General features: G+C 39.5%; 9 protein-coding genes, 1 pseudogene and 1 riboswitch. Of the genes and pseudogenes, 9 read left to right on the top strand and 1 reads right to left on the bottom strand.

Annotated features, from left to right (window positions below):
* Positions 1-426: 426 nt before the first annotated feature.
* The 3 genes from ABDZ84_RS06725 to ABDZ84_RS06735 all read left to right on the top strand — a co-directional run bounded on the left by ABDZ84_RS06725 (position 427) and on the right by ABDZ84_RS06735 (position 6,509).
* Entirely contained in the window at positions 427-3,708 is a 3,282-nt protein-coding gene (locus tag ABDZ84_RS06725) for a TIM-barrel domain-containing protein (RefSeq protein ID WP_051388416.1), read from the top strand.
* 268 nt (positions 3,709-3,976) lie between these two features.
* A complete protein-coding gene (codB, locus tag ABDZ84_RS06730) occupies positions 3,977-5,242 on the top strand; it encodes a cytosine permease (RefSeq protein ID WP_026682443.1) in 1,266 nt (421 codons plus the stop codon).
* Between the two features lies 1 nt (position 5,243).
* Entirely contained in the window at positions 5,244-6,509 is a 1,266-nt protein-coding gene (locus ABDZ84_RS06735; protein WP_026682442.1) for a cytosine deaminase, read from the top strand.
* Between the two features lie 109 nt (positions 6,510-6,618).
* Here the strand turns inward: ABDZ84_RS06735 and ABDZ84_RS06740 are convergent.
* Positions 6,619-6,915, bottom strand: a pseudogene (locus ABDZ84_RS06740) (transposase); the annotation flags it as partial.
* Between the two features lie 399 nt (positions 6,916-7,314).
* On the opposite strand from ABDZ84_RS06740, the gene ABDZ84_RS06745 reads away from it, so the two are divergent.
* The 6 genes from ABDZ84_RS06745 to ABDZ84_RS06770 all read left to right on the top strand — a co-directional run bounded on the left by ABDZ84_RS06745 (position 7,315) and on the right by ABDZ84_RS06770 (position 12,915).
* Positions 7,315-8,865 (top strand): BCCT family transporter, encoded by a 1,551-nt coding sequence (locus tag ABDZ84_RS06745; RefSeq protein ID WP_026682441.1) that lies wholly within the window; start codon positions 7,315-7,317, stop codon positions 8,863-8,865.
* A gap of 143 nt (positions 8,866-9,008) precedes the next feature.
* Positions 9,009-9,120, top strand: a riboswitch (TPP riboswitch).
* Positions 9,121-9,221: 101 nt separating this feature from the next.
* Positions 9,222-9,836 (top strand): thiamine phosphate synthase, encoded by a 615-nt coding sequence (locus ABDZ84_RS06750; protein ID WP_026682440.1) that lies wholly within the window; start codon positions 9,222-9,224, stop codon positions 9,834-9,836.
* Complete coding sequence (thiO, locus tag ABDZ84_RS06755) at positions 9,820-10,971, top strand: glycine oxidase ThiO (RefSeq protein ID WP_051388415.1); 1,152 nt, start codon at positions 9,820-9,822, stop codon at positions 10,969-10,971. Before ABDZ84_RS06750 ends, thiO begins: the two co-directional genes overlap by 17 nt.
* Positions 10,931-11,131 (top strand): sulfur carrier protein ThiS, encoded by a 201-nt coding sequence (thiS, locus tag ABDZ84_RS06760; RefSeq protein ID WP_343780669.1) that lies wholly within the window; start codon positions 10,931-10,933, stop codon positions 11,129-11,131. The genes thiO and thiS overlap by 41 nt, the downstream gene beginning before the upstream one ends.
* A 3-nt stretch (positions 11,132-11,134) precedes the next feature.
* Positions 11,135-11,899: a thiazole synthase gene (locus ABDZ84_RS06765; RefSeq protein ID WP_026682438.1), complete on the top strand. Its 765-nt coding sequence runs from the start codon at positions 11,135-11,137 to the stop codon at positions 11,897-11,899.
* The gene (locus tag ABDZ84_RS06770; protein ID WP_121605783.1) at positions 11,899-12,915 is read left to right on the top strand and encodes a ThiF family adenylyltransferase; all 1,017 of its coding nucleotides are present in this window, start codon (positions 11,899-11,901) and stop codon (positions 12,913-12,915) included. The genes ABDZ84_RS06765 and ABDZ84_RS06770 overlap by 1 nt, the downstream gene beginning before the upstream one ends.
* Positions 12,916-13,217: the final 302 nt, after the last annotated feature.

Genomic DNA, 13,217 nt, shown 5'->3' on the forward strand with positions numbered 1-13,217 from the left:
CAGCTATCATTTTTTGATAACTGGAATCTTTTTTAACTTCATAAGGGCTAATTATGTCCCAGCCCCTTTTACTTTCCTAAACAATTAAAAAGTAAACGTTTTGTATGATCAAATCAGTCATCCACTTCTCTTTTCTATGTATGGTTAAAACGTAAGTACTAAATTAATAGAGATAGTCTAATAGTAGTGTGTTTATTTTGAATAAAAATACCCTTTTAAATATTAAGGAAAGAATCTATACTCTAAACAACTGGTTATAACCACATGATTTTTAAATCTAATGGGAAGCCAGAAGAATGGAAGGATTACTTTGGCTAGTATTACTTCAATAACGTAATCGACTACGAAGGAGGGGTCATTTTTTAAAAGCTAGTTTTATAGCTAGGAAGAGAGAATAATTTTAAACGATAGGAAGTGATTAATAAAGTGGAGAAACTTTTAAAATTGCTCGTCTCTAACGCTGTTATCATAGTTGCGCTTACAATGTTGGCATCAGCTAGTTTTGCGCAGGAGGAGCAAAAACATGAAACTGTAATTGGGAATCTTACAGACTTCTCTGTGGAAGAGAACACCTATACGTTATCCGCTGGTGATGCAAAGGTTCGTGTTGTTTTTTACAAGGATGATATGTTCCGGATTTGGTTGGCTCAAGATGGAGAATTTACGGATCCGGCTGGAGAAGCTATCATCGTAAAACATGAATTTCCAGAGTTAACAACGAATTGGTCTAATGAAGGAGATTACTATCGTATTGATACCAAAGATGTGACATTGCGTGTTTATAAACAGCCATTGCGGTTTGAGCTATATGAATCAGACAATAAAACCGTTGTATGGAAGGAAATGAAAGGGTTATCATGGGATGATGAAGAAACGAGCCAAACATTAAAACGTGCTGAAGAAGAACAGTTCTTTGGTGGTGGTATGCAAAATGGTCGATTTACTCATAGAGATGAAACGATAGAAATATCCACCTCTTATAATTGGGAAGATGGTGGACATCCGAATGCTGTTCCATTTTATATGAGTACAAGTGGTTATGGCGTTTTTCGAAACACCTTTTCTCCTGGATCTTATTCCTTTAACGACCCAGTAAAGACAATACACAAAGAAAAAAGATTTGACTCCTATTATTTTTATGGACCTGATTTAAAAGAGATTCTGGACGGTTATACTGAGCTTACTGGTCGACCTTTTATGCCGCCATTATATGGTCTGGAGCTTGGCGATGCAGATTGCTATAATGACGAAGGGCAAACGACTATAGACTCTCTAGAGGTGGCAAATGGGTATCTACAATACGGCATGCCTGTAGGCTGGATGCTTGTTAATGATGGGTATGGCTGTGGCTATGAAGGTCTGGTGGAAGTAGGTCAAGAATTAAGAGACCGGAATATTGAACTTGGGCTATGGACAGAAGACGGCTTGCCAGATCAGGAATATGAAGTTAGTGAAGCAGGAGTCCGTGTTAGAAAATTAGATGTTGCTTGGGTTGGACCAGGTTATCGATTTGCATTAAACGCTGCAAAAGAAGCCTATCAAGGCATCGAAGAAAATAGTAACGCACGGGGCTTTACCTGGATGGTTGAAGGTTGGTCCGGGGCTCAACGTTATGCTGTTCAGTGGACTGGTGATCAAACAGGATCATGGGAAAACATTCGCTTTCATATTCCAACAATTGCTGGTTCCGGATTATCTGGGCAGGCATTCACAACAGGAGATATTGATGGGATTTTTGGTGGAAGTGCAGAGACATACGTAAGAGACTTACAGTGGAAAGTATTTAATCCAGTATTAATGAGCATGTCAGGCTGGGCGGATACAGATAAACAGCCATGGAGGTATGGAGAACCGTATACCTCCATAAACCGAAAATACTTAAAGCTAAGACAACAGCTTTTGCCTTATATATATACCTATGCGGCAGAGGCACATCAAAGCGGCGTGCCTTTAGCTCGCTCCATGGTGTTAGAATATCCTGACGACCCTGTAACTTGGAATAAAACGACACAATATCAATACTTGTTTGGCGAATCCATGCTTGTTGCTCCGGTATATGAAGATACAGAAACACGAGATGGGATTTATTTACCAAAAGGGAAATGGCTAGACTATTGGAGTGGTAAAGTTTATAACGGACCACGTATCGTGAACGATTATGATGCACCATTAGATAAACTTCCGCTGTTTGTTAAAGCTGGTGCGATTATTCCGATGTGGCCGGAAAATAATTCCTTTAAAGAATTAGCCAATGATCATCGAGTGATACTCGATATTTATCCCCATGGCGAAAGTAGTTTCTCCTTATATGAGGATGATGGTATTAGTCGGGAGTATCAAGATGGAGCCTCGGCTAAACAATTAATTACAACCAACGCACCGAAGAATGGTAAAGGTAATATTGAGATTACAGTTGGTTCCAGCGATGGCGAATATGATGGAAAACCAGAAAGCAGACCGTATACCTTTACTGTTCATACAGGTGAAAAACCTGCAAATGTAGGGATCGGAAAAGGCAAGAAATTAATGGAATATGATTCGAAGGAAGATTTTGCAAAGGCAAGTGAAGGTTGGTACTATGATGCGGAAGATCGTAACGGTATTGTACACATAAAGACCAAACCAATGTCAACGAGTGAATCCTTCACAATGACAATACATGGATCCAGTAGTGTAGGAGATGACGAAGGTGATCCTGCAGCATTATTTCGCTTGGAAGTACCGGATGAGAAAAAAGCTGGAGATCCCATTACTGTGACAGCAAGCTTTCTGAATGGTTCGACCAAAAAAATGAAAGATGTGCTACTTTCATTAGAAGTACCTAATGGGTGGGAAGTAGATGGATCGACAAACGCTTTGTTTAATAAGCTGGATAAGGATAAAGAGGTCACTGCCACATTCACATTAATACCTCCAGAGCATACAGGCGAAGGTGAATATGATATAGTAGCCCATTCGACATTTAAACAGAGTGGAGATGATTATACCACTAATGCTTATTCGAACGTGTCTATTATGGATCCATATAAACTTAAACAATCGGAGATGACTGCAACTGCAACGAGCGAACAATCAGGTTCGGACCCAGCCGAAAATGCTATTGATGGAAACCAAAACACGATGTGGCATACGGATTGGTCTGGAGATGATAAGTTGCCACAATCTATCACCCTAGACCTTGGGGGCAAGCACGAAATTAATGAAGTTACCTATTTACCTAGACAGTCTGGGACTAATGGAATTATTACTAAATACAAGCTGTATACTAGTACCGATGGTGAAAATTTTAGAGAAATAGCAAATGGAGAGTGGAGTAACGATAAAGCGGAAAAAAGTATTCGTTTTGATTCAATAGAAGCGTCGCATATTAAATTAGAAGCAATTGAAGGTGTTGGAGGATTTGCTTCCGCAGCAGAACTAAATGTTTTTGTTTCAAAACGGCATCAAGATACGAGTACACAATCATTGTTGAAGTCGCTTCGTGATAATCGTGATAAAGTGTACACGGCAGATGCTTTCCATGAATTAGAATTACATTTGATAGCAGTGAGTCGTTATGAAAATAAACAAAAAGCAAAAAAAGTAGTGAAACACATGAAGGGGTGGAAAAGTCTACTTGATCAACAATTAGAAAAAGATGTAATATCTGATAAAGCTTTTGATAGCTTTCAAAAACAAGCTGATAAGCTAATTAAAAAGTGGAAGTAAATTTCACCTTGACGATCCATCTAAAATTCTGTAATAATAGAGTTAATTAAATATGGTACCTTTAATTCAGTCCAGAGAGGCTGACAAGGACAGCGGATATGTGTAGGGATATGTATTGATTTAACAATTATCCATAGTAAAGCTAGCAATGTTTTTGGATGTGGATAGTCCCTTTGAACATAGGCTTCTTGTCGCAAGCGACTGGAAGCCTATTTTTTAACACCATATTCTCTTCTTGGGTTGGTACCACAACCAGGAGGAAAGATAGATGAAAAAAATGGACGTAGAGTTTTCATTAGAAGCAGTGCCGTTGCACAAACGCAATGGATTTTTTAAAACGCTTGTGGTCATGCTTGGATTGACCTTCTTTTCAGCAAGTATGATGTCTGGGGGAGAATTGGGACAAGGACTAACATTTGTACAATTTATTGGCATTGTGCTTGTGGGTAATTTAATTCTTGGTGGGTACACGGGGGCATTGGCGTATATAGCTGCAAAGACTGGATTATCTACACACTTACTTGCTCGATATGCATTTGGAGAAAAAGGATCGTTTCTTCCCTCATTTCTGCTTGCTTTTACGCAAATTGGCTGGTTTGGAGTTGGCACCGCGATGTTTGCAGTGCCGGTCCAAAAAGTAACCGGTATAGATATCTATCTGCTGATTGCCATAGCAGGTATGGCTATGACATTTACTGCTTTTTTTGGCATGAAGGCTCTCGCTATCATTAGTTTTATTGCAGTACCATTAATTACGATATTAGGAAGTACATCTGTTTTTAAAGCAGCTGACAGTATAGGTGGTATGCAAGGATTATTGAATTATCAGCCAGAAGAAGCAATTAGTCTAGCAGCTGCTTTAACCATTTGTATTGGTTCATTTATTAGTGCAGGGACACTAACTCCAGATTTTACTCGATTTGCTCGTAAAAAACGATCAGCAGTTGTGACAACAGTCATTGCCTTTTTTATCGGAAATACACTGATGTTTGTTTTTGGAGCGATTGGTTCCATTGCAACAGGGTATGCAGATATTTCGGAAGTGATGTTTATGCAACAGCTCATTTTACCTGCAATTGTCGTATTGGGTTTAAATATTTGGACGACCAACGACAATGCGCTGTATGCTTCTGGACTTGGATTATCAAATATTACGAAGCTACCAAAGCAAAAACTTGTCATCTTTAACGGAATCATTGGAACATTAGCTGCGATGTGGCTATATAACAACTTTGTTGGATTTTTAACGTTATTAGGTTCTGCGCTACCACCAATAGGAGCAATCATTCTTGCAGATTTCTTTATCCTTCACCGGGGAAATTACCAGGCCTTTAGAAGCATGACGTTTCAAGCGATTAACTGGGTTGCGATAGTTGCGTGGGGAGCAGGGATTGCCGCAGCTATATTTATACCAGGTATTGCTCCACTTAATGCGCTAATTGGTTCAGCAGTCGTTCATGTAGTGGGGATGAGACTAGTCCAACTAAAGGAAAAACAGGTGATGACATCTAATGTAGAGAAGGTGAGTAATTAAAATGATTATTAAAAATGCTTCCTTACGAGGAAAAGCTGGAAAATGGGATATTACTATTAAGGATAAAATAATTACGTCTGTTACGCCTGCTAATACAAAAAGGAATGGGACAGATGCGATTGATGTAAAAGGTTCACTTGTGTTACCTCCATTTATTGAGCCTCATATTCATCTCGATACGACGCTTACTGCAGGAGAACCAGCATGGAATCAAAGTGGAACATTATTCGAGGGGATACAACGTTGGTCAGAACGGAAAGCTTCCTTAACGAAAAAGGATGTAAAAACCCGTGCTAAGAAAGCATTGACATGGCAAATTGCTCAAGGAATTCAACATGTACGTACACATGTTGATGTTACTGATCCGAAATTAATAGCTTTACAAGCATTATTAGAAGTTAAAGAAGAAATGGCACCTTATGTAGATTTACAGTTGGTAGCTTTTCCTCAAGAGGGAATCCTGTCCTATCCAAATGGTAAAGAATTAGTAGAAGAAGCATTAAAGTTAGGTGCGGACGTGGTTGGTGGAATCCCCCACTTTGAATTTACCCGTGAGTATGGTGTGGATTCGATGAAGATCGCTTTCGACCTAGCAGAAAGGTATGATCGTCTTGTTGATATTCACTGTGATGAGATTGATGACGAGCAATCACGTTTTGTAGAAGTAGTGGCTACAGAGGCATATGAACGCGGATTAGGTTCCAGGGTAACGGCCAGTCATACAACGGCTATGGGCTCCTATAATGATGCATATGCGTATAAGCTGTTTCGTTTATTAAGACTTTCAAATATCAATTTCATTTCCAATCCACTCGTTAATATCCATTTACAGGGACGATTTGATTCCTATCCGAAGCGACGTGGTTTAACGCGTGTGAAAGAATTACTAGAAGCAGAAATGAATGTCTGCTTCGGACATGATGATATCTTTGATCCGTGGTATCCACTTGGTACAGGAAATATGTTGCAGGTGCTCCATATGGGCATTCATGCTTCTCAATTAATGGGTTATGAACAAATTATTAATGCTATCGATCTCATTACAACAAACAGTGCAAAAACAATGAATATCGAAGAACATTATGGAATTGAAGCTGGAAAACCAGCAAACATAATCGTCTTGGATGCTGAAGATGAATACGAAGCTATTCGTAAACAAGCTTCCGTACTCTATTCAGTTCGTAATGGAATGATAATTGCTGAAACAAAACCAAGCGAATCACATGTTCATTTATTAGAAACAGCAAAGGTGGACTTTCAGAAATAGACTTAAAAGAGACTGATACAAAAGAATAAAGAAACAATTAAAAACGGACGATAATTAGTTGAATGAAGTGCCCCCTGTCAAGTAGACAGTGGAAATAATAAAAACTGACTTAAGCGGTTTTAGCTCTAAATTCGATAGGGCTAAGGCCGTTTAGTCGTTTTTGATATCTATCATAATTATAGAAATGTATATAGTCCTCTATGGATGCAGATAATTCTTCAAAGGACTCATATTTATTTAAATAATACTTCTCGCTTTTCAGTGTTCCCCAAAAAGATTCCATCGGCCCATTATCAATACATCGTCCGACTCGTGACATACTTTGCTTCATGTTTGCGGCATCTATCTTTTGCTTAAACATTTTAGATGTATACTGATACCCCCGATCGCTATGAATAAGCGGGCGATCTTGCAGATTTATTATATATAACTGGTAGTAAGCCTCTCACTTCAACCCAATAAAGTGAAATCAATGTTGGTAAATGGGAGACTGCCAATATTGGTTCAAAGGCATTTAGGTCACACACTTGTGGTACGAACAATCAGTGAGAGAAAACAAAACCCTCATTGATTAAAGTTTCACTTTATGGAAAAATTATAATCAAAAGTTAGTAAGACTGCATTCTTCCTTTGGTAATTTATTAAACTTGACAGGTTTTCGGAAAAAATGTATCCTTTAACGCTGTGTGTTAATTTAAAAATGCTTATTAAATCTCACATACAACTGACTAAATAAGTGAAAAGCAAAAAGGTCAGTATATGGTTATGTGAGATTTTTTTGTATGGAATTGAGAGGAGCAGATTGTTGAAGAATAGAAAGAAGCAAGATCAAACCATAGATAAGCCAGTTCTTTTTCTAAGTGGAGGGGCGCTACTTGCCTTTGTAATTCTTGCATTAATAAACCAGGAAATGGTCACCTATGTAGTTAATACGATGTTTAATTGGTCGGTAACCTATTTCGGCTCGATATATCAAGTTCTAATGGTAGGAACTCTAGTCATTGCATTAATACTTGGGTATTCAAAGTTTGGGAAAATTCGTTTAGGAAAATTAGAAAAGCCTGAGATTGGAACGTTCAAGTGGATTTCGATTATTATGTGTACGCTGCTAGCGGCAGGTGGTGTTTTTTGGGCAGCGGCAGAACCGTTGAGCCATTTTTTAACCATCCCACCACATTTCTCAGGAATTGAGGCTGGGACTACAGAAGCAGTAGTACCTGCACTTGCAGCAAGTTTTGTCGATTGGGGTTTTGTCTCATGGGCAATTTTAGGAACATTAGGTACGATTGTATTCATGTATTCCCATTATCATCGAAATGCACCATTAAAGCCAAGATCGATGCTTTATCCGATCTTTGGCGATAAGATTATGAAAAAAAGTGCACTTGGTACGTTTGTTGATGCCTTTTCGATTGTGTCAGTGGCAGCTGGTACGATTGGTCCAATTGGATTCCTTGGATTACAAGCAGGTTATGGATTAAGTGCATTGTTCGGTGTACCAAATAATTTATTTGTACAATGTCTTATTGTTATCGTTATTGTTCTAGCAGCTGGGATTTCTGCTGCGACAGGAATTCATAAAGGAATCCAAATTTTAAGCAGCTATAATATTATTCTCGCAGTTTGTTTAATGGTTGCTGTGATTATTCTAGGTCCAGCATTATTTATTTTTGATTCCTATTTGCAATCATTTGGATTATATGTCCAAGACTTCCTAACCTTAAACACCTTCCGTGGAGATGGAGCTTGGCTTGGCTTATGGACCGTTTTTTTCTTTGCTTGGTTCATTGGCTATGGTCCAATGATGGCGATGTTTGTTAGTCGTATTTCTCGTGGTCGCACAATTCGAGAGCTTGTAACTGCTGTTGCGGTAATTGCACCTGTGGTAACGACGTTCTGGTTTACAGTTGTTGGTGGCACAGGGATTTTTGCTGAAATGAATAACCCTGGTGCCGTATCTGAAGCTTTAAATAGTGCTGGACCTCCAGCAGCTATGATTGCTATCGCAGAACAATTGCCACTTGGTACGATTATCGGTTTCTTCTTTTTAGTAGCAACTATTGTGTTTGTATTAACGACAACCGATTCGATGTCATTAACCATCTCGATGGCGATTACAGGTAATGGAGACCCATCGAAATTCCTGCGTGTGTTCTGGGCAATTCTTATGGGACTTGTCGCAACTGTACTCATCACTATTGGCGAGGATAGTGTTGGATCGCTACAATCCTTTATTGTGGTGACGGCTGTTCCTGTATCGTTACTCATGTTAACCACATTTTGGACCGCGCCACGCGCAACTCGTGAACTTGCAAAAGAACAAAAGATTGATGAAGTTAAACGCTATACCAAATAAAAGAGATGTTAAGGGGCTGGCTCATTAGGTCAGCTCTTTTGTTAGTAGAGAATGGCAAAAAAATAGAAAATTGTTCATTTTTGGTAGACGAATAGTCCAAAATCATGTATTTTATAGACAAATGCATATTGAATAATTAAATTACGCTTCACTAGGGGTGCCTTTACGTAATGGCTGAGATCTATGTGTGACATGGAGACCCTTTGAACCTGAACTGGAGTAAGAACCAGCGGAGGAAAGTGACAGGAGTAGTGTGTATCAGCGACATATACCTTTTTTAGGATATCGTTATAGATTCATGCCACTTTTCCTTTGCTGGAAAAGTGGCATTTTTTTGTAGAAAAGGAGAGGAAGTGATGAAACTAATTGCGGTGACTACCGGTGAACAGGAGGAGAAATACCTTATCCAGACAATAGCGAGTATTATTCCCTATCTTGATGCTGTCATTCTACGAGAAAAACAAATGACCGAGCAGGACTATTCTTTGTTCATTCAACGTGTGCTTGCACAAGGAGTTCCGGAAGAAAAACTAATTATTCATGGCCATACAACACTACCTGGTGAAACGAATGTGAAGACACTTCACCTTTCAGAAAAGCGAATACAAGAGGTACACGATCTCCGAAAACAATCCCCCGGTTTACAAGTAGGGGTATCGACGCACTCCAACGAAGTAGCTAAGAGAGCGGAGCAGCTAGGTGCTACGTATATTTTGTATGGTCATGTCTTTTCGACAGCGAGCAAGAAAGGGGTGAAACCAAAAGGAGTAGAGAAATTAGCAGCAGTTGCAAAAGAGGTGAGCATTCCCGTTTATGCAATCGGTGGAATCACAAGCGCAAAGGTAACGGATATTTATCAAGCGAAGGCAAGTGGGATTGCTGTAATGTCAGGTGTTTTTAGTCAAAATAATCCACTGCAGGCAGTGCAATCGTTTCGAAAGGAGGTGAATCGATATGAAGAGACACGTTGATGTAGTGGTTATAGGTGGAGGCGTTATTGGGCAATCCATTGCTTACTATTTAAGTAAAAGTAGGGTTGTAACGACGGTAATTGAACAAGGTAGAAGTGGAAGAAAAGCTACACAAGCTGCTGCGGGCATGCTTGGTGTACACACAGAAAATGATCAGGAAGGTACGTATTATCAATTTTGCCAAGCAAGTAGAAATATGTATGCATCTCTAAGCAAAGAACTATTTTCGTTATCAGGGATTGATATTCAGCTTTCCACCAACGGTATGCTCGAGATAGCTACGAATGAAGAACAGAAGCAAAGACTGCGAGCAAAACAAAATGCATTTGAAGGCTTAGAATGGTTGGATGCGGAAGGGATTAGGCAACGAACATCAGCTTTATCCCAGGCAGTAGGGGGATTATATATGCGGCGAGATGGACATGTAGAACCATTGAAAGTGTGTGAAGCTTTTAAACAGGCATCTTTATCAATGGGAGGTCAGTTGATCGAGAATTGTCAAGTTGGAGAAATAGTCCATGACCATGATGTTTTTCATATTCAAATCGATAACGATGTTATCTCAGCTGATCATGTTGTTGTAGCGGCAGGTGTAAAAAGTGGGAGGTGGTTTGAAGCGACAGGATTAATGAATCCAATGGTCCCAACAAAAGGAGAATGCTTTGCCATAAAGCCAAGCATTCAATCTATTCAGCAGACGTTATTCTTTCACAATCTGTATTTGGTACCAAAACGAGACGGACGCTATATTATTGGTGCAACTAGCTATCATGATGATAGCAATAGTTATACGTCAACAGGTGGCATTTTTGAATTAATGAATCACTTATTGAAGTTGTTCCCATCGTTTAAGCAGGAAGAACTGCATAGCTGTTGGACTGGTGTTCGTCCGGGCACCAAAGATGGTAAGCCAATTATTGGAGAACATCCTGAGATTCCCCATTTGTATTTTGCAACCGGACATTATCGAAATGGTATTCTTCTTGCTCCTGCTACAGGGAAACTAGTTAGTGATATGGTCTTAAAGCGTTATGTACCATCATCGATCCAGCGTCTTTTTACACCAAATCGTTTCAGGAAAGGGGGGATCACATATGCAGATACACGTGAACGGACGTCAGGTGGAGGTAGCTAAGGATTCAATTATTGGCGAGTTACTAAAAAGCTTTAACATTCAAGCGAAACTCGCGATAGTCGAACAGAATCAACAAATTATTAATAAAACAGTGTATGACGAAACAATATTAACTAATGGGGATACTATTGAAATTGTTCATTTTGTAGGAGGAGGATAAGTCATGTTAACAATTGGCGAAAAATCATTTCATTCCCGACTGATGCTAGGTACTGGAAAGTACCCGACATTTCAAAGTCAAAAGAAGGCGGTGATAGCATCCAAAACAGAAATATTAACCTTTGCCGTCAGGAGAATGAACATATTTGATGAAAACGAGCCGAATCTGTTAGAAGAATTAGATTTGCAGCAATATGATTTACTACCAAATACTGCTGGCGCTAAGACAGCAAATGAGGCGGTAAGAATTGCCCGTTTAGCTAAGGCTACAGGTTTATGTGACATGATTAAAGTGGAAGTTATCGGTTGTGAGAAAACCTTGCTGCCTGATCCTTTTGAAACGATGAAAGCTTCAGTACAACTGCTAGAGGAGGGCTTCACTGTATTAACCTATACCTCTGATGATGTTGTATTAGCAAAACGATTGGAAGAAGCAGGTGTACATGCAATTATGCCAGGGGCTTCACCAATTGGATCGGGTCAAGGCATTATTAATACAATGAATTTGCAATTTATTATCGAACAATCCGACATCCCCGTAATTGTCGATGCAGGGATTGGTTCTCCGAGTGATGCCGCTTATGCCATGGAGCTTGGAGCAGATGGGGTTTTATTAAATACAGCTGTATCTGGCGCAAAAGATCCAATTCAAATGGCGGAAGCGATGAGGTTGGCTGTACAATCTGGACGATTAGGATATAAAGCAGGCCGTATTCCCAAACGAATGTACGGAATGAAGAGTAGTCCAGAGACGGCGATGATTGAATGATAACAGGACGGTATGCTCGCCAGGAACGCTTTGCCCCAATTGGACAGACTGGCCAGCGCCAATTAGTGACCAAACATGTTGTCGTAATTGGCGCTGGAGCATTAGGAAGTGCAAATGCGGAAATGCTTGTTCGAGCAGGAATAGGTAAGCTGACGCTGGTTGATCGCGATTATATCGAACTTAGTAATCTTCAGCGTCAGCAGCTTTATACAGAAGATGATGCGAGACAGAATCGAACGAAGGCAAAAGCAGCTCAACGAAGATTAAAAGCGATTAATCCGGAAGTGGAGATTACGGGAATTGTAGAAGAGTTTTCTGAGGAGAATGGAGAGAAAATAGTACAAGATGCCGATTTTGTTATTGATGGAACAGATAATTTTCAAACGCGTTTTGTAATGAATGATGTGTTAGCAAAACATCGTAAACCTTGGGCATATGGTGGCTGCTTACAGAGTACTGCCATCGCACTTACCATTATTCCTGGAAAAACTCCTTGTTTACAATGTTTAATTGATCACCTTCCTCAGGAAGGGAAAACCTGTGATACGGTTGGAATTATTTCTCCTGCGGTACAGGTGACAGCTGCCTATCAGACAACGGAGTGCTTAAAATACTTAACAGATAATGGTACATCTCCGGAGTTAGTACAAGTCGATATATGGGGACGGTCATATAGTGCGATTAATGTAAGTAGGTTAGTAGATCCCATTTGTTCATCTTGTTCTCAATCAGCAATTTATCCTTATTTAACCAAGGAAAAAGGGTTGAAAACGGCTATGCTTTGTGGAAGAGATACGGTACAAGTAAGACCAGGAGAAAAAGGGAGTTTATCAGTTTCTAATTTAGTGAAAGAGATCGGTAACCTTACGGATAAAATTAGAGATAATGGTGAAGTCCTCATTTTTGAAATTGACGATGTTCGTTTTGTCGTGTTTCAAGATGGCAGAACCTTAATACATGGCGTTAGCGATGTGAATACTGCCAAGCAATTATATCAGCGCTATATTGGCGCGTAGTTTTTAAGGTGGTACACTGGATGAAGTTTTTTCTCTATAAAGTAGAATATGACGGCGGAAGCCAGTGGAGGGAATAAAAGGAAATATTATAAGACAGGTGATCAAGCAAACGTTGGTCATAGTATTATCCGATTATAGCTAGTATTAGGAAGAGGATCGTGAAGCGTTATGGAATGGGGCTACTACTGTTCCATCTGCTATCCACAGATCTTCTGTCATGAAATAAGGATACATGGTTTAATATTGCTATGTAGATAGTTGAAGGGTGAGGTTACTAATCTAATACACTTATAAAGTAAGTG

The sequence above is a fragment of the Virgibacillus salarius genome (assembly GCF_039521925.1).
GTDB classification, from domain to species: Bacteria; Bacillota; Bacilli; order Bacillales; family Amphibacillaceae; genus Virgibacillus; species Virgibacillus salarius.